We start from the raw sequence: 17570 nt of genomic DNA, 5'->3' as shown, positions 1-17570 counted from the left end.
GACAATCTTTGTAACAGGCAGGTCTGATCCGGAAATGGCGTGCGGCGATTCGAGTTGCACGCCGCTTTTGTATTCGGGACACGGCTGCGCCGAGGCGCGGCGTCACACACAGGATTTTCGGCTTTCGGGCCGAGCGAAGGCACAGGGGCTGAGGTCAAGATGGCGAAGCGTTGGTATTCGGTGAGCGTTCTCTCGAACTTCGAGAAGAAGATCGCCGAGCAGATCAGGCAGTCCGTCATCGAGAACGGTCTGGAAGATCAGATCGAAGAAGTGCTTGTGCCCACCGAAGAGGTGATCGAGGTGCGGCGTGGCAAGAAGGTCACGACCGAGCGGCGGTTCATGCCCGGCTATGTGCTGGTGCGCATGGAGATGTCCGACCAGGGCTATCACCTGATCAACTCGATCAACCGTGTCACCGGGTTTCTGGGGCCGCAGGGCCGCCCGATGCCGATGCGCGATGCCGAGGTGCAGGCGATCCTGGGCCGCGTGGCCGAGGGCGAGGAAGCCCCGCGCACGCTGATCCGCTTCGAGATCGGCGAACGCGTCAAGGTCAACGACGGCCCGTTCGAGGATTTCGACGGCATGATCGAGGAAGTGGACGAAGACACCCAGCGCCTGAAGGTGTCGGTGTCGATCTTTGGCCGGGAAACCCCGGTCGAACTGGAATTCACGCAGGTGACCAAGCAGTAAGGGCCTTGCGTGGACGAGCGTGGGAGGCGAGGGGCGCGCGCGCACCGGACCGGACCACGGCAACGAAAAGGGCCGCCTGACGCGTCAGGGGCCTGTTGAAAAGAAGGAGAGGCCGGATGGCCAAGAAACTCGTCGGCACGCTAAAGCTTCAGGTGCCCGCCGGTAAGGCAAACCCGTCACCGCCCGTGGGCCCGGCCCTGGGTCAGCGCGGCATCAACATCATGGAATTCACCAAGGCTTTCAACGCCAAGACGGCGGATATGGAGCCCGGTGCGCCATGCCCCACCGTGATCTCGTACTATCAGGACAAATCGTTCACGATGGAGATCAAGACGCCGCCTGCGTCCTACTACCTGAAAAAGGCGGCCAAGCTGGATTCCGGGTCCAAGACCCCCGGTCGTGCCACTGCCGGGTCCGTGACCGTGTCGCAGGTGCGCGAAATCGCCGAGGCCAAGATGAAGGACCTCAACGCCAACGACATCGAAGCGGCCATGCAGATCATTCTGGGTTCGGCACGCTCCATGGGCATCGAGGTTAAGTAAGATGGCAAAATACGGAAAACGCACCAAAGCCGCCCGCGCCGCAGTTGCCGGCAAGGAAAACCTGCCCTTGGAAGAGGCCGTCGCCCTGATCAAGGGCAACGCCGTGTCCAAGTTCGACGAGACCATCGAGGTCGCGCTGAACCTTGGGGTTGATCCGCGTCACGCCGACCAGATGGTCCGCGGCGTTGTCGGCCTGCCCAACGGCACCGGCAAGACCGTGCGCGTCGCGGTGTTTGCCCGCGGTGCCAAGGCCGAAGAGGCCACCGCGGCCGGGGCCGATATCGTCGGGGCCGAGGACCTGATGGAAACCATCCAGGGCGGCACGATCGAGTTCGACCGCTGCATCGCCACGCCGGACATGATGCCGATCGTCGGCCGTCTGGGCAAGGTGCTGGGCCCGCGCAACCTGATGCCGAACCCCAAGGTCGGTACGGTGACGATGGACGTGGCCGAGGCGGTGAAGAACGCCAAGGGCGGCGAAGTCCAGTTCCGCGTCGAAAAGGCCGGTGTGGTTCATGCCGGTGTCGGCAAGGCATCGTTCGACGAGGCCAAGCTGGTGGAAAACATCCGCGCCTTCGTGTCGGCCGTGGCCAAGGCCAAGCCGGCCGGTGCCAAGGGCACCTATATGAAGAAGGTCTCGCTGAGCTCGACCATGGGGCCGGGTGTCTCGGTCGACGTCGGCAGCGCCTCGTCGGAATAAGATGATCCCGGGCGGCGCGACAGGCGCCGCCCGTTTTCCTTGTGTGCCCAGGTACAATTGGCACAACTTCACGAAATGTTCATTGCCCTGTAACTGCCCTTACGGCCTGCCGTGCTGCGCGGGCAAGGCAGCGGCCCTGTGACCAAGCCGGGGTTTCGTGTCTAAGATGCTGATGCGCCAAGATTTGCGGTGATCGGCGTGTGGTGTGAGGCGGCTGGCACGACGAGCGGTGAGTCCCCCACATTCCCAAGCAGGCGGCCCGCATTTTGCGATCCTGCACCATCTTGCGTTAAAAAGCCGATAGACAATCGTGTGCAGGGTCAGTACACGCACCCTTGACCACGCCGTAAAGGGATTCGTGTATGCGAATCCCTTTTGCGGTTTGGCCTGTCCAAGACGGTGGGTGAAGGGTGATTCTGCCTTTCTTAATTTCCTGCCTGAGACGGGAGAACCAGATTGGCCGGGGGTTTCCCTTGGGCGGTTTTGGCGTTGCCCCGTATTCGGACATGAGTGTCAGCCGCAAGGTTGACAGAAGTGAGCCGGGGGGTAACCCCCAAACTTGGAGTGAAACTGTGGATAGAGCCCAGAAAGAGAAAGTGGTCGATGAACTCGGCCAGATCTTCGAAAGCTCTGGCGTCGTGGTGGTAGCCCACTACGCGGGGATCACGGTTGCTGAAATGCAGGACCTGCGCGCGAAGATGCGCGAAGCTGGCGGGTCCGTGCGCGTTGCCAAGAACAGGCTCGCCAAGATTGCCCTGGATGGAAAGCCCTGCGCAAGCATTGCTGACCTTCTGTCGGGCATGACGGTACTTGCCTATTCCGAGGACCCCGTGGCGGCAGCCAAGGTGGCCGAGGACTATGCCAAGGCGAACAAGAAGTTCGAAATCCTTGGCGGTGCAATGGGCGAGACCGCACTGGACCGGGCCGGTGTCGAGGCCGTGTCGAAAATGCCGTCGCGTGAGGAGCTTATCGCTTCGATCGTGGGCTGCATCGGCGCACCTGCTTCGAACATTGCCGGGGCCATTGGCGCACCTGCTTCGAACATCGCGAGCATCCTCTCGACCATCGAAGAGAAGGCCGAGGCGGCTTGAGCAACCAAAACCCCCGCGTCGTGGCTTTTGCCTGACGTTGGAACACATCTAGATGAACGGAAACAGTAAAATGGCTGATCTGAAAAAACTCGCGGAAGAGATCGTTAATCTGACGCTTCTCGAAGCACAGGAACTGAAAACCATCCTGAAGGATGAGTACGGCATCGAGCCCGCCGCTGGCGGCGCAGTGATGATGGCCGGCCCCGCAGGCGACGCCGGTGGCGAGGCTGCTGAAGAGCAGACCGAGTTCGACGTCATCCTGAAGGCAGCCGGTGCCTCCAAGATCAACGTGATCAAGGAAGTCCGCGCCATCACCGGTCTGGGCCTGAAAGAGGCCAAGGATCTGGTGGAAGCCGGTGGCAAGGCCGTCAAGGAAGGCGTGTCGAAAGCCGAAGCCGACGAGATCAAGGGCAAGCTGGAAGCAGCTGGCGCCGAAGTCGAACTGAAGTAATGGTGGGCGGCACTGCCTTGCAAGGCGTGCCGCGCAGGTAGGGTGGGTGCCAACCCACCCCGACCATCACCAGACAGCGTGGCTGGTCCCGGCAAGATCCGGGGCCAGCCGAACCTGTCTTGGCAAGGGCCCCCTGCTGCGGGGCGTTTTCCAAGGTGCGGTTCACAGGATCGGGAGGGCGTTGGTGGGACAACGCCCAGGCATTGATCGTGAATCCCCTGTTTCGGATAGGCGCATGGCCGGGGCCCGACGGCTATGGCGCTTGATGAGAAACGAAAGGCGACCTTACACATGGCTCAAAGCTTCCTTGGCCAGAAACGTTTGCGCAAATATTTCGGTAAAATCCGCGAAGTGCTGGAAATGCCGAACCTGATCGAGGTTCAGAAATCCTCGTACGATCTCTTCCTGAAATCCGGTGATCAGCCGCAGCCGACGGACGGCGAAGGCCTGATGGGCGTGTTCCAGTCGGTGTTCCCGATCAAGGATTTCAATGAAACCAGTGTGCTTGAATTCGTGAAGTACGAGCTGGAAAAGCCGAAATACGACGTCGAGGAGTGTCAGCAGCGTGACATGACCTACAGCGCGCCCCTGAAGGTGACGCTGCGGTTGATCGTGTTCGATGTGGACGAGGACACCGGCGCGAAGTCGGTCAAGGACATCAAGGAGCAGGACGTGTTCATGGGCGACATGCCCCTGATGACGCCCAACGGCACCTTTGTCGTCAACGGCACCGAGCGTGTGATTGTCAGCCAGATGCACCGCTCGCCGGGCGTGTTCTTTGACCATGACAAGGGCAAGACCCACAGCTCGGGCAAGCTGCTGTTCACCTGCCGGATCATTCCCTATCGCGGCTCGTGGCTGGATTTCGAGTTCGACGCCAAGGACAACGTCTATTCGCGCATCGACCGTCGCCGCAAGCTTCCGGTGACGACCCTGCTCTATGCTCTCGGGCTGGATCAGGAAGACATCATGAACGCCTATTACGATCAGGTGACCTACCGTCTGGAAAAGGGCAAGGGCTGGGTGACCAAGTTCTTCCCCGACCGTGTGCGTGGCACGCGTCCGACGTTCGACCTGATCGATGCGGCGACCGGCGAGGTGATCGCCGAGGCCACCAAGAAGATCACGCCGCGCGCGGTCAAGAAGCTGAAGGACGAGGGCGCGGTCACCGACCTGCTGGTGCCGTTCGAGCATATCGTGGGCAAGTTCGTGGCCTGCGACGTGATCAACGAGGAAACCGGCGCGATCTATGTCGAGGCCGGTGACGAGCTGACGCTGGAATATGACAAGGATGGCACCCTGATCGGTGGCACCGTCAAGGATCTGGTGGATGCCGGGATCACCGAGATCCCCGTTCTGGACATCGACAACATCAACGTCGGCCCCTACATCCGCAACACCATGGCGATGGACAAGAACATGAACCGCGATACCGCGCTCATGGACATCTACCGCGTGATGCGCCCGGGCGAGCCGCCGACCGTCGATGCGGCCAGCGCGCTGTTCAACACGCTGTTCTTTGACGGCGAGCGGTACGACCTGTCGGCCGTGGGCCGGGTCAAGATGAACATGCGTCTGGCGCTGGACAAGCCCGACACCCAGCGCACGCTGGATCGCGAAGATATCGTCGCCTGCATCAAGGCATTGACCGAGCTGCGTGACGGCAAGGGCGACATCGACGATATCGACCATCTGGGCAACCGCCGGGTCCGCTCGGTCGGGGAACTGATGGAGAACCAGTATCGCGTCGGCCTGCTGCGGATGGAGCGCGCCATCAAGGAGCGCATGTCGTCGGTCGAGATCGACACGGTGATGCCGCAGGACCTGATCAACGCCAAGCCGGCGGCTGCCGCCGTGCGCGAGTTCTTCGGCTCGTCGCAGTTGTCGCAGTTCATGGACCAGACCAACCCGCTGTCCGAAGTGACGCACAAGCGCCGCCTGTCGGCGCTTGGGCCGGGCGGTCTGACCCGCGAGCGTGCGGGCTTTGAGGTGCGCGACGTGCATCCCACCCACTATGGCCGGATGTGCCCGATCGAAACGCCGGAAGGCCCGAACATCGGTCTGATCAACTCGCTTGCCACGTTTGCGCGGGTCAACAAGTACGGCTTTATCGAAACGCCCTACCGCGTCGTGAAGGACGGGCAGGTGACGGATGAAGTGCACTACATGTCCGCCACCGAGGAAATGCGCCACACCATCGCGCAGGCCAACGCAAACCTGGACGCGGGCGGCAAGTTCGTCAACGATCTGGTGTCGACCCGCCAGTCGGGCGACTATACGCTGGCCCCGAACGAAAGCGTCGATCTGATCGACGTGTCGCCCAAGCAGCTTGTGTCGGTCGCCGCCTCGCTTATTCCGTTCCTGGAAAACGACGACGCCAACCGCGCCCTGATGGGGTCGAACATGATGCGTCAGGCGCTGCCGCTGCTGACCGCAGAGGCACCGCTGATCGGTACCGGTATCGAAGAGGTCGTGGCACGCGACTCTGGCGCCGCCGTGATGGCGCGCCGTGCGGGCATCATCGACCAGGTCGATGCGCAGCGGATCGTGATCCGGGCCACCGAGGATCTGGAACTGGGCGATGCGGGGGTGGATATCTACCGCATGCGCAAGTTCCAGCGCAGCAACCAGAACAGCTGCATCAACCAGCGTCCGCTGGTCAAGGTGGGTGACACCGTCCAGAAGGGCGAGGTCATCGCCGATGGCCCCTCGACCGATCTGGGCGAACTGGCCGTCGGCCGGAACATCATCGTCGCCTTCATGCCCTGGAACGGCTACAACTACGAGGACTCGATCCTGATTTCCGAGCGGATCGCCCGCGACGACGTCTTTACCTCGATCCATATCGAGGAATTCGAGGTTGCCGCCCGTGACACCAAGCTGGGGCCGGAAGAGATCACCCGCGACATTCCCAACGTGGGCGAAGAGGCGCTGCGCAACCTCGACGAGGCCGGCATCGTCTACATCGGCGCCGATGTGGAGCCGGGCGACATTCTGGTGGGCAAGATCACACCCAAGGGCGAAAGCCCGATGACGCCCGAGGAAAAGCTGCTGCGCGCGATCTTCGGCGAAAAGGCCAGCGACGTCCGCGACACCTCGCTGCGGGTCAAGCCGGGCGATTACGGCACGGTCGTCGAGGTGCGGGTATTCAACCGCCACGGCGTCGAAAAGGACGAGCGTGCGTTGCAGATCGAGCGCGAAGAGGTCGAACGTCTTGCCCGTGACCGCGACGACGAGATGGCGATTCTGGATCGCAACATCTATGCCCGTCTGCGCGACATGATCCTGGGCAAGGTCGCGGTGAAGGGGCCGAAAGGCGTCAGGCCGAATTCGAAAGTGACCGAAGACCTGCTGAGCAGCCTGAGCCGGGGCCAGTGGTGGCAACTGGCGCTGGCCGACGAGGACGCGGCCAAGATCGTCGAGGCCCTGCACGAGCAGTATGGCGTGCAGAAACGCGCGCTGGATGCCCGGTTCGAGGACAAGGTCGAAAAGGTGCGCCGGGGCGATGATCTGCCGCCGGGTGTGATGAAGATGGTCAAGGTCTTTGTCGCGGTGAAGCGCAAGCTGCAGCCGGGCGACAAGATGGCGGGCCGGCACGGCAACAAGGGCGTCGTTTCCAAGGTGGTGCCGATCGAGGACATGCCGTTCCTTGGCGATGGCACCATGGTCGACATCTGTCTGAACCCGCTGGGCGTGCCGTCGCGCATGAACGTCGGGCAGATCCTCGAGACGCACATGGGCTGGGCCTCGCGCGGCATGGGGATCAAGATCGACGAGGCGTTGCAGGACTATCGCCGCACCGGTGACCTGACTCCGGTGCGCGAGGCGATGCACCTGGCCTATGGCGATGATGTGTACGAAGAAGGCATCGTCGGCATGTACGAGGGGACGCTGATCGAGGCGGCAGGCAACGTGACACGCGGTGTGCCGATCGCAACGCCGGTGTTTGACGGGGCCAAGGAGGCCGATGTCAACGACGCGCTGGTGCGCGCGGGGTTTGACACCTCGGGGCAGTCGGTTCTGTTCGACGGTCGCACGGGCGAGCAGTTTGCCCGTCCGGTGACCGTGGGCGTCAAGTACATGCTCAAGCTGCATCACCTTGTGGATGACAAGATCCACGCGCGCTCGACCGGGCCATACAGCCTGGTGACCCAGCAGCCGCTGGGCGGCAAGGCGCAGTTCGGCGGTCAGCGTTTCGGCGAGATGGAGGTCTGGGCGCTGGAAGCGTACGGGGCCGCCTATACCTTGCAGGAAATGCTGACGGTCAAGTCGGATGACGTGGCAGGCCGCACCAAGGTCTATGAAAGCATCGTGAAAGGCGAGGACAACTTCGAGGCCGGCGTGCCGGAATCGTTCAACGTTCTCGTCAAGGAGGTCCGGGGTCTGGGCCTCAACATGGAACTCCTGGACGCTGAGGAGGACGAGCAAGCGTAAATTTTCGTGCGAAAATTTACGCGGATCACCGCGGGGCGCGCGAGATTTTTCGGACGAAAAATCTCGGCCCCCTGTCCTCTTTCCAGCCCGAATTCAAGGATCTGAAGATGAACCAGGAAATCACAAACAATCCGTTCAACCCGCTGACCCCGCCCAAGGTGTTCGACGAGATCAAGGTCTCGCTGGCGTCGCCCGAGCGGATCCTGTCGTGGTCCTATGGCGAGATCAAGAAGCCCGAGACCATCAACTACCGTACGTTCAAGCCCGAGCGTGACGGTCTGTTCTGCGCGCGTATCTTTGGCCCGATCAAGGATTACGAATGCCTGTGCGGCAAGTACAAGCGCATGAAGTATCGCGGCGTCGTCTGCGAGAAATGCGGCGTCGAGGTGACGCTGCAGAAGGTCCGCCGCGAGCGGATGGGCCATATCGAGCTGGCATCGCCCGTCGCGCATATCTGGTTCCTCAAGTCGCTGCCCTCGCGCATCGGCCTGATGCTGGACATGACCCTGCGCGATCTGGAACGCATCCTGTATTTCGAGAACTACGTGGTGATCGAACCGGGTCTGACCGATCTGTCCTATGGTCAGCTGATGAACGAAGAAGAGTTCCTGGATGCGCAGGACGCCTATGGCATGGATGCCTTTACCGCCAATATCGGCGCCGAGGCGATCCGCGAGATGCTGGCCAATATCGATCTGGAAGCCGAGGCCGATCAGCTGCGTGCCGATCTGAAGGAAGCGACCGGCGAGCTGAAGCCCAAGAAGATCATCAAGCGCCTGAAGGTTGTTGAATCCTTCCTGGAATCCGGCAACCGCCCGGAATGGATGATCATGACCGTGATTCCGGTCATCCCGCCCGAGCTGCGCCCGCTGGTGCCGCTGGATGGCGGCCGGTTCGCGACGTCCGACCTGAACGACCTGTACCGCCGGGTGATCAACCGCAACAACCGTCTCAAGCGGCTGATCGAGCTGCGCGCGCCCGACATCATCGTGCGCAACGAAAAGCGGATGTTGCAGGAATCCGTCGATGCGCTGTTCGACAACGGCCGTCGCGGCCGGGTGATCACGGGGGCCAACAAGCGCCCGCTGAAATCGCTGTCGGACATGCTGAAGGGCAAGCAGGGCCGCTTCCGTCAGAACCTTCTGGGCAAGCGCGTCGACTTTTCCGGCCGTTCGGTCATCGTGACCGGGCCGGAACTCAAGCTGCACCAGTGCGGCCTGCCCAAGAAGATGGCGCTGGAGCTTTTCAAGCCGTTCATCTATTCGCGGCTTGAGGCGAAGGGGCTGTCGAGCACCGTCAAGCAGGCGAAAAAGCTGGTGGAAAAGGAGCGCCCCGAGGTCTGGGATATCCTGGACGAGGTGATCCGCGAACATCCTGTCATGCTGAACCGTGCGCCCACGCTGCACCGTCTTGGCATCCAGGCGTTCGAACCCGTTCTGATCGAAGGCAAGGCGATCCAGCTTCATCCGCTGGTCTGTTCGGCCTTCAACGCCGACTTTGACGGCGACCAGATGGCCGTGCACGTTCCTCTGTCGCTGGAAGCGCAGCTGGAAGCGCGCGTGCTGATGATGTCGACCAACAACGTTCTGTCGCCTGCCAACGGCGCGCCGATCATCGTGCCGTCGCAGGACATGATCCTTGGTCTGTACTATGTGACCATCGAACGCGAGGGCATGAAGGGCGAGGGCATGTCCTTTGCCTCGATCGAAGAGGTCGAACATGCGCTGAACGCCGGTGCCGTGCATCTGCACGCCAAGATCAAGTGCCGCGTCAAGCAGATCGATGAAGAGGGCAACGATGTCTGGACCCGGTTCGACACCACGCCGGGCCGGGTGCGTCTGGGGGCCTTGCTGCCGCTGAACACCAAGGCGCCGTTCGATCTGGTCAACCGTCTGCTGCGAAAGAAAGAGGTGCAGCAGGTCATCGACACCGTCTATCGCTATTGCGGTCAGAAAGAGAGCGTCATCTTCTGTGACCAGATCATGACACTGGGCTTCAAGGAAGCGTTCCGGGCCGGGATCAGCTTTGGCAAGGATGACATGGTCATCCCCGAGAGCAAGTGGCCGATCGTGGATGAGACCCGCGATCAGGTGAAGGATTTCGAACAGCAGTACATGGACGGCCTGATCACCCAGGGTGAGAAGTACAACAAGGTCGTCGATGCCTGGTCGAAGTGCAACGACAAGGTCACCGAGGCGATGATGACCACCATCTCGTCGGAAAAGCGCGACGAGGACGGATCGGTGCGCGAGCCCAACAGCGTCTACATGATGGCGCATTCGGGTGCGCGTGGCTCGGTCACGCAGATGAAGCAGCTGGGCGGCATGCGTGGCCTGATGGCCAAGCCGAACGGCGACATCATCGAAACGCCGATCATCAGTAACTTCAAGGAAGGTCTGACCGTTCTTGAATACTTCAACTCGACCCACGGCGCGCGGAAAGGTCTGTCGGACACGGCACTCAAGACCGCGAACTCGGGCTATCTGACGCGGCGTCTGGTGGACGTGGCGCAGGATTGCATCGTGCGCGAGCGTGACTGCGGCACCGACCGGTCGATCACGGCAGAGCCCGCGATCAACGATGGCGAGGTCGTGGCGACCCTGGGCGAACGTGTTCTGGGCCGTGTCGCGGCCGAAGATGTGATCCATCCCGCCACCGGCGAGCTTTTGTTCCCCGTCGGCACGCTGATCGACGAACGTCTGGCCGATATGGTCGAAGAGGCGGTCGTGCCGACCATGCGCATCCGCAGCCCGCTGACCTGCGAGGCCGAGGATGGCGTCTGTGCCATGTGCTATGGTCGTGACCTCGCGCGCGGCACGATGGTCAACACCGGCGAGGCGGTGGGCATCATCGCGGCGCAGTCGATCGGTGAACCCGGCACGCAGCTGACGATGCGGACGTTCCACATCGGCGGCGTGGCACAGGGTGGTCAGCAGTCCTTCCTTGAAGCCAGCCAGGAGGGTGTGATCGCATTCGAGAACGCGCAGATCCTGGAAAACGCCTCGGGCGAGATGCTGGTGATGGGCCGGAACATGAAGCTGGTGATCCAGGACGACAACGGCGTCGAGCGGGCCAGCCACAAGGTCGGCTATGGCTCCAAGCTGTTCGTCAAGGAGGGCGACAAGGTCATCCGTGGTGGCAAGCTGTTCGAATGGGATCCCTATACCCTGCCGATCATCGCCGAAAAGTCGGGCACGGCCAAGTTCGTGGACCTTGTCACCGGGATCGCCGTGCGCGACGAGACCGATGACGCCACCGGCATGACCCAGAAGATCGTGATGGACTGGCGCGCGGCCCCCAAGGGCAACGAGCTGAAGCCCGAGATCATCCTGGTCGGTGAAGACGGCGAGCCGGTGCGCAACGATGCGGGCAACCCGGTGACCTATCCGATGTCGGTGGATGCGATCCTGTCGATCGAGGAAGGTCAGGAGGTCGTCGCGGGCGACGTGGTTGCGCGTATTCCGCGCGAAGGGGCCAAGACCAAGGACATCACCGGCGGTCTGCCGCGGGTGGCGGAACTGTTCGAGGCGCGTCGCCCCAAGGATCACGCGATCATCTCGGAAATCGACGGCTATGTGCGGTTCGGCAAGGACTACAAGAACAAGCGCCGCATCACCATCGAGCCTGCCGACGACAGCCTGTCGCCGGTGGAATACATGGTGCCCAAGGGCAAGCACATCCCGGTTCAGGAAGGCGATTTCGTCCAGAAGGGCGATTACATCATGGACGGCAATCCCGCGCCGCATGACATCCTGGCCATCATGGGTGTCGAGGCGCTTGCCAACTACATGATCGACGAGGTGCAGGACGTGTATCGTCTGCAGGGTGTGAAGATCAACGACAAGCATGTCGAAGTGATCGTGCGCCAGATGCTGCAGAAGTTCGAAATCTCGGACAGCGGGGATACCACCCTGCTGAAGGGCGAGCATGTGGACAAGCAGGAGCTGGATCAGGCCAATGCCAAGGCCGAGGCCAAGGGCGGTCGCCCCGCTTCGGGCGAGCCGATCCTGCTGGGCATCACCAAGGCGTCGCTGCAAACGCGCAGCTTCATCTCGGCGGCGTCGTTCCAGGAAACCACCCGCGTGCTGACCGAAGCCTCGGTTCAGGGCAAGGTGGACAAGCTGGTGGGCCTGAAAGAGAACGTGATCGTGGGCCGTCTGATCCCGGCGGGCACGGGTGGGGCAACCCAGCGCGTGCGCCAGATCGCACAGGGTCGCGACAGCATCGTGATCGAGGCACGCCGCGAAGAGGCCGAGGCCGCAGCGGCGCTGGCCGCTCCGGTCAAGGACGACGACGTGATCGGTGGCGACGGGTTCGACAACCTGGTGGAAACGCCGGAAAGCCGCGAGTGATCGCAGCCTGAGTGACACGCGAAAGGCCCCGCATCAGCGGGGCCTTTTTTGTTTTGGGCGGGGCTTTTCATTCGTGGCGATACGGTGTTTCGTCACAGCATGTGACGGAGGGGGGCAGGGCGATGACAGCGGCGGGGCTGAGCGACAATTTCAAGGGCGCGCTGCTGATGATGGCCAGCATGGCCGCCTTTACCCTCAACGACACCTTCGTGAAGATGCTGGCGGGCACCCTGCCGCTGTTCCAGCTGCTGTTTCTGCGCGGGCTGCTGACCACGGTGATGGTGGGTGTGCTGGCCTGGCGGATGGGGGCCTTTGCCCGGGCGATCCCGCGCCGCGACTGGAGACTGGTCGCCCTGCGGCTGGTGGCCGAAGTGGGCGCGGCCTATTTCTTTCTGACCGCGCTGTTCAACATGCCGCTGGCCAATGTCACCGCGATCCTGCAATCGCTGCCGCTGATCGTCACGCTGGCAGCGACACTGGTGTTCAAGGAGCCGCTGGGCTGGCGGCGAATGGGGGCGATCCTGATCGGGCTGGTGGGCGTGATGCTGATCGTGCGGCCGGGGACCGAGGGGTTCACGCTCTATTCCCTCTATGCGCTGATCGCCGTGTGTTTCGTGACCATGCGCGACCTGTCCACCCGCAAGCTGAGCGCCGAGACACCGTCGTTGCTGGTCACCTTCCTGACCTCGGGGGCGGTGATGGCGTTTTTCGGTCTGGGCAGCGTGCTGGACGAGTGGGCCGCGCTGGATCTGAACGCAGCCCTGCTGGTGCTGGCGGCGTCGGTGATGGTGATCGGCGGCTACCTGTCCTCGATCATGGTGATGCGGGTGGGCGAAATCGCTTTTGTCACGCCGTTCCGCTATACCGGTCTGATCTGGGCGCTGGTGTTGGGCTGGCTGGTGTTCGGCGACTGGCCCGAGCCGCTGACCCTGCTGGGCGCGGCCATCGTGGTGGGGATGGGGATATTCACGCTGTACCGCGAAGGCCAGTTGGTCCGGCGCGGCAGGTTGAAGGCATGAGCCTGCGGGTGCAGGCGCTGGGGCTGTGCCGGTGGAACTATCCTTCGGCCCCCGGTGCGTTCCAGCGTGATGCCAAGGGCGGATTGGCGGCGATCCGGGCGGATCTGTATGATCCCGCAAGGCTGGAGTTGCGGCTGTTTTATCTGGAGCACGTGGTGCTGCCGCCGCTGCGCGCGCAGACCGACCCGGATTTCACCGTGATCCTTCTGATGGGCGATCGGTTGCCGGGCGAGGCGCGCGGGCGGGTGCTGAACCTGATCGCAGACATCCCGCAGATCAGGCCGGTCTTTGCCCCCGAGGGCCAACCGCATCAGGAGATCTGCCGCCGCGTGATGCAGGAGTCGCGCGAAGGCGACGCCCGCGCTGTGGCCGAGTTTCGCATCGATGACGATGACGCGGTGGCGGTGGATTTCATCGAACGCACGCGCGACATGTTCACCCGGATCAAGGCGCTGTTCCGGTCGGGCGGCAAGCTGGCGCTGGATTTCAACCGCGGCTACATCTTGCGGACCGAACATGACGGGATCACCCTGCAACCGGTGACCACGCGCTACTGGACGCCCGCGCTGGTGGTCTATCAACGTCCGCAAAGCGATCAGAGCCTGCTGGATTTCAACCATGCCCAAATGTGGAAGCGCATCCCGACGGTGACCTTTCCCAAGGTGCCGATGTACCTGCGCGGGGCGCATGGCGGCAACGACAGCAGCGTGGCACACAGCCCGCACAATGCCGAAGAGGCCTGGCATGACGAGGCCAAACTGCCACAGACCCTGCACGAGAGGTTTGCGTTTGACCTGCCCGGGGCGCAGGCGGCATGGTTGCGCCTGTTGCATGGCGGTTGAGTGACCGGAAGCATCAGCGGCTTGTTGACAACCCCAACGACTCCCCCTATACGCGCCACATCCGGCTCGGGGTCTCCCCTTTGCCGATATCAAAATCGTAGTGGCCACGATCCGGGCTATTGGTGCCCCGATCCTCTGGAAGCTCACCGCGTCGTTCACCTCGGAATGGGAACGATGGCGGTCTTTTCGCTTTGTGGACGCGCAAGGTGAAGATTGGACAGAAACCTGCGGGGATGCCCGCGCTGACACATGTGTTGATAGACGGGGAAAGAGACCGAATGCCAACGATCCAACAGCTGATCCGCAAGCCGCGGCAGCCCAAAGTGAAACGCTCCAAATCCCTTCACCTTGAAGGGAACCCGCAAAAGCGGGGCGTTTGCACACGAGTTTATACCACGACACCGAAAAAGCCGAACTCGGCCATGCGTAAGGTTGCCAAGGTGCGCCTGACCAACGGCTACGAGGTCATCAGCTATATTCCCGGTGAAAGCCACAACCTTCAGGAACACTCGGTTGTCCTGATCCGTGGCGGCCGTGTCAAAGACCTTCCCGGTGTGCGTTATCACATCCTGCGCGGTGTTCTGGATACCCAGGGCGTCAAGGATCGTAAGCAGCGCCGTTCGAAATATGGCGCGAAGCGTCCGAAGTAAGAGGATCAACAGATGTCCCGTCGTCACGCCGCTGAAAAACGCGAAGTCCTGCCCGATGCCAAGTACGGTGATCGGGTTCTCACCAAGTTCATGAACAACCTGATGCTGGCCGGCAAGAAATCGGTCGCCGAGCGGATCGTGTATGGCGCGCTGGAGCGTGTCGAAGGCAAGATCAAGCGCGCCCCGGTCGAGGTGTTCCATGAAGCACTGGACAACATCAAGCCGTCGGTCGAGGTCCGCTCGCGCCGGGTTGGTGGTGCCACCTATCAGGTGCCCGTCGAAGTGCGCCCCGAACGCCGCGAGGCCCTGGCCATCCGCTGGCTGATCAACGCCTCGCGCGCGCGAAACGAACACACCATGGAAGAGCGCCTTGCAGGCGAGCTGATGGATGCGGTTCAGTCGCGCGGCTCTGCCGTGAAAAAGCGCGAAGACACCCACAAGATGGCCGACGCCAACAAAGCGTTCAGCCATTACCGCTGGTAATTCAGACCCGAAGGATCAGGCCAAATGGCACGCGATTATCCCCTCGAACGGTACCGCAACTTTGGTATCATGGCGCATATCGACGCAGGCAAGACGACCTGCTCGGAGCGTATCCTTTTCTACACCGGCAAGTCCCACAACATCGGTGAGGTGCACGATGGTGCGGCCACCATGGACTGGATGGAGCAGGAGCAGGAACGCGGCATCACGATCACCTCGGCGGCGACCACCACCTTCTGGCAGTGGCAGGAAGACCCGTCTGCCGAAGGCACCGACGATGTCAAGTACCGCATGAACATCATCGATACGCCCGGCCACGTCGATTTCACCATCGAAGTCGAGCGTTCGTTGGCCGTTCTTGACGGCGCGGTTGCCGTTCTGGACGCCAACGCGGGCGTCGAGCCGCAGACCGAAACCGTGTGGCGTCAGGCCGACCGTTACAAGGTGCCGCGCATCGTGTTCGTCAACAAGATGGACAAGATCGGCGCCGATTTCTTCAACTGCGTGCAGATGGTCGCAGACCGCACCGGCGCGATCCCGGCCCCGATCCAGATTCCGATCGGCGCCGAGACCGAGCTGGAAGGCATCATCGACCTGGTCACCATGGAAGAATGGACCTGGAAGGGTGAGGATCTGGGCGCGTCCTGGACCCGTCAGCCGATCCGCGAAGACCTGCAGGAGCTGGCCGCCGAATGGCGTGCCAAGCTGATCGAGAACGCCGTCGAAATGGACGACGAGGCCATGATGGCCTATCTCGACGGCGAAGAGCCTGATGTGAAGACCCTGCGCCAGCTGATCCGCAAGGGCACCCTGGCCATGAAGTTCGTGCCTGTCCTGTGCGGCTCGGCGTTCAAGAACAAGGGTGTGCAGCCGCTGCTGAACGCGGTTGTCGACTACCTGCCCAGCCCGCTGGACGTGGTCGATTACATGGGCTTCAGCCCCGATGACGAGACCGAAGAGCGCAACATTCCCCGCCGTGCGGACGATTCGATGCCCTTTGCTGGTCTGGCGTTCAAGATCATGAACGACCCGTTCGTCGGCTCGCTGACCTTCACGCGGATCTATTCGGGTCAGATGAAAAAGGGCGACAGCCTGCTGAACTCGACCAAGGGCAAGAAAGAGCGCATCGGTCGCATGATGATGATGCACTCGAACAACCGCGAAGAGATCGAAGAGGCATTTGCCGGCGACATCATCGCGCTGGCCGGTCTGAAGGACACCACCACGGGGGACACGCTGTGCGATCCCAAGGCGCCGGTGGTTCTGGAAACCATGACCTTCCCCGATCCCGTGATCGAGATCGCGGTCGAGCCCAAGACCAAGGGTGACCAGGAGAAGATGTCGGCGGGTCTGGCCCGTCTGGCAGCAGAAGACCCGTCCTTCCGCGTCGAAACCGATCTTGAATCGGGTCAGACGATCATGAAGGGCATGGGCGAACTGCACCTGGACATTCTGGTTGACCGTCTCAAGCGCGAGTTCAAGGTCGAAGCCAATATCGGTGCGCCGCAGGTGGCCTATCGTGAAACCATCGGCCACGAGGTCGAACACACCTACACCCACAAGAAACAGTCGGGTGGGTCGGGTCAGTTCGCCGAGGTAAAGCTGATCATCTCGCCGACAGCGCCGGGCGAAGGCTATTCCTTCGAATCGCGCATCGTTGGCGGCACCGTGCCCAAGGAATACGTCCCGGGCGTGGAAAAGGGCATCAAGTCGGTGATGGACTCCGGTCCGCTGGCGGGCTTCCCGGTGATCGACTTCAAGGTGGCGCTGGTCGATGGCAAGTTCCACGACGTGGACTCGAGCGTTCTGGCGTTCGAAATCGCGGCGCGGATGGCAATGCGCGAAGGTCTGCGCAAGGCCGGGGCCAAGCTGCTGGAACCGATGATGAAGGTCGAGGTCGTGACCCCCGAAGAATATACCGGCAACGTGATCGGCGATCTTACGTCGCGGCGCGGGCAGGTCTCGGGTCAGGAACCGCGCGGCAATGCGATCGCGATCGACGCGAACGTGCCGCTGGCCAACATGTTCGGCTATATCAACACGCTGCGGTCGATGTCTTCGGGCCGCGCCCAGTTCACGATGCAGTTCTCGCATTATGATCCGGTGCCGCAGAACATCTCGGAAGAGATCCAGTCGAAATACGCATAACGGGATGGCGGGGTGAACCCCGCCCTACCCACCACCGTAGGGTGGGGTCCGACCCCACCACCCACACGACAATCAGGAGGCCATCATGGCAAAGGCAAAGTTTGAACGTAACAAGCCGCATGTGAACATCGGCACGATCGGTCACGTTGACCACGGCAAGACGACGCT

The 17570-nt window shown here is 62.0% G+C and carries 13 protein-coding genes; all 13 read left to right on the top strand.

Annotated elements, in window-relative coordinates; translation table 11 throughout:
- Window positions 1-159 precede the first annotated feature (159 nt).
- Window positions 160-690 carry a transcription termination/antitermination protein NusG gene (gene nusG, locus ACFTOW_RS19080; protein WP_379918742.1) on the top strand — a complete coding sequence of 177 codons (531 nt, stop codon included), beginning with the start codon at window positions 160-162 and terminating at the stop codon, window positions 688-690.
- Window positions 691-806: 116 nt separating this feature from the next.
- Window positions 807-1232: a 50S ribosomal protein L11 gene (gene rplK, locus ACFTOW_RS19075; RefSeq protein WP_379918740.1), complete on the top strand. Its 426-nt coding sequence runs from the start codon at window positions 807-809 to the stop codon at window positions 1230-1232.
- Between the two features lies 1 nt (window position 1233).
- The gene (gene rplA / locus ACFTOW_RS19070) at window positions 1234-1932 is read left to right on the top strand and encodes a 50S ribosomal protein L1 (RefSeq protein WP_379918738.1); all 699 of its coding nucleotides are present in this window, start codon (window positions 1234-1236) and stop codon (window positions 1930-1932) included.
- Window positions 1933-2504: 572 nt separating this feature from the next.
- A complete protein-coding gene (gene rplJ, locus ACFTOW_RS19065) occupies window positions 2505-3023 on the top strand; it encodes a 50S ribosomal protein L10 (RefSeq protein WP_379918736.1) in 519 nt (172 codons plus the stop codon).
- Window positions 3024-3093: 70 nt separating this feature from the next.
- Complete coding sequence (gene rplL, locus ACFTOW_RS19060; protein WP_379918734.1) at window positions 3094-3474, top strand: 50S ribosomal protein L7/L12; 381 nt, start codon at window positions 3094-3096, stop codon at window positions 3472-3474.
- Window positions 3475-3765: 291 nt separating this feature from the next.
- On the top strand, window positions 3766-7908 hold the full coding sequence (rpoB, locus tag ACFTOW_RS19055; RefSeq protein ID WP_379918732.1) for a DNA-directed RNA polymerase subunit beta: 4143 nt from the start codon (window positions 3766-3768) through the stop codon (window positions 7906-7908).
- A gap of 107 nt (window positions 7909-8015) precedes the next feature.
- Complete coding sequence (rpoC, locus tag ACFTOW_RS19050; protein WP_379918730.1) at window positions 8016-12260, top strand: DNA-directed RNA polymerase subunit beta'; 4245 nt, start codon at window positions 8016-8018, stop codon at window positions 12258-12260.
- Between the two features lie 122 nt (window positions 12261-12382).
- Window positions 12383-13279, top strand: a complete 897-nt coding sequence (locus ACFTOW_RS19045; RefSeq protein ID WP_379918728.1) for a DMT family transporter — start codon at window positions 12383-12385, stop codon at window positions 13277-13279.
- On the top strand, window positions 13276-14121 hold the full coding sequence (locus ACFTOW_RS19040; RefSeq protein WP_379918726.1) for a glycosyltransferase: 846 nt from the start codon (window positions 13276-13278) through the stop codon (window positions 14119-14121). The genes ACFTOW_RS19045 and ACFTOW_RS19040 overlap by 4 nt, the downstream gene beginning before the upstream one ends.
- Window positions 14122-14399: 278 nt before the next feature.
- Window positions 14400-14771, top strand: a complete 372-nt coding sequence (gene rpsL / locus ACFTOW_RS19035) for a 30S ribosomal protein S12 (protein WP_109385713.1) — start codon at window positions 14400-14402, stop codon at window positions 14769-14771.
- Between the two features lie 12 nt (window positions 14772-14783).
- Complete coding sequence (rpsG, locus tag ACFTOW_RS19030) at window positions 14784-15254, top strand: 30S ribosomal protein S7 (RefSeq protein WP_024809819.1); 471 nt, start codon at window positions 14784-14786, stop codon at window positions 15252-15254.
- Window positions 15255-15278: 24 nt separating this feature from the next.
- Window positions 15279-17402, top strand: coding sequence for an elongation factor G (gene fusA, locus ACFTOW_RS19025; protein ID WP_379918723.1), 2124 nt, complete (start codon window positions 15279-15281; stop codon window positions 17400-17402).
- A gap of 85 nt (window positions 17403-17487) precedes the next feature.
- The coding region (locus ACFTOW_RS19020) for a GTP-binding protein (RefSeq protein WP_236549664.1) at window positions 17488-17570 on the top strand (83 nt) is incomplete at its 3' end.

This window comes from Lacimonas salitolerans, assembly GCF_042677865.1.
Lineage (GTDB): Bacteria > Pseudomonadota > Alphaproteobacteria > Rhodobacterales > Rhodobacteraceae > Lutimaribacter > Lutimaribacter salitolerans.
The sequence above is the reverse complement of the archived record's forward strand: the minus strand, read 5'-3'. Positions and strand labels throughout refer to the sequence as shown.

What these genes read in the sequence shown, in the direction of transcription:
- nusG (WP_379918742.1), top strand. Translation starts at nt 160, where the DNA reads ATGGCGAAGCGTTGGTATTCGGTGAGCGTTCTCTCGAACTTCGAGAAG.
- rplK (WP_379918740.1), top strand. Translation starts at nt 807, where the DNA reads ATGGCCAAGAAACTCGTCGGCACGCTAAAGCTTCAGGTGCCCGCCGGT.
- rplA (WP_379918738.1), top strand. Translation starts at nt 1,234, where the DNA reads ATGGCAAAATACGGAAAACGCACCAAAGCCGCCCGCGCCGCAGTTGCC.
- rplL (WP_379918734.1), top strand. Translation starts at nt 3,094, where the DNA reads ATGGCTGATCTGAAAAAACTCGCGGAAGAGATCGTTAATCTGACGCTT.
- rpoB (WP_379918732.1), top strand. Translation starts at nt 3,766, where the DNA reads ATGGCTCAAAGCTTCCTTGGCCAGAAACGTTTGCGCAAATATTTCGGT.
- rpoC (WP_379918730.1), top strand. Translation starts at nt 8,016, where the DNA reads ATGAACCAGGAAATCACAAACAATCCGTTCAACCCGCTGACCCCGCCC.
- ACFTOW_RS19045 (WP_379918728.1), top strand. Translation starts at nt 12,383, where the DNA reads ATGACAGCGGCGGGGCTGAGCGACAATTTCAAGGGCGCGCTGCTGATG.
- ACFTOW_RS19040 (WP_379918726.1), top strand. Translation starts at nt 13,276, where the DNA reads ATGAGCCTGCGGGTGCAGGCGCTGGGGCTGTGCCGGTGGAACTATCCT.
- rpsL (WP_109385713.1), top strand. Translation starts at nt 14,400, where the DNA reads ATGCCAACGATCCAACAGCTGATCCGCAAGCCGCGGCAGCCCAAAGTG.
- rpsG (WP_024809819.1), top strand. Translation starts at nt 14,784, where the DNA reads ATGTCCCGTCGTCACGCCGCTGAAAAACGCGAAGTCCTGCCCGATGCC.
- fusA (WP_379918723.1), top strand. Translation starts at nt 15,279, where the DNA reads ATGGCACGCGATTATCCCCTCGAACGGTACCGCAACTTTGGTATCATG.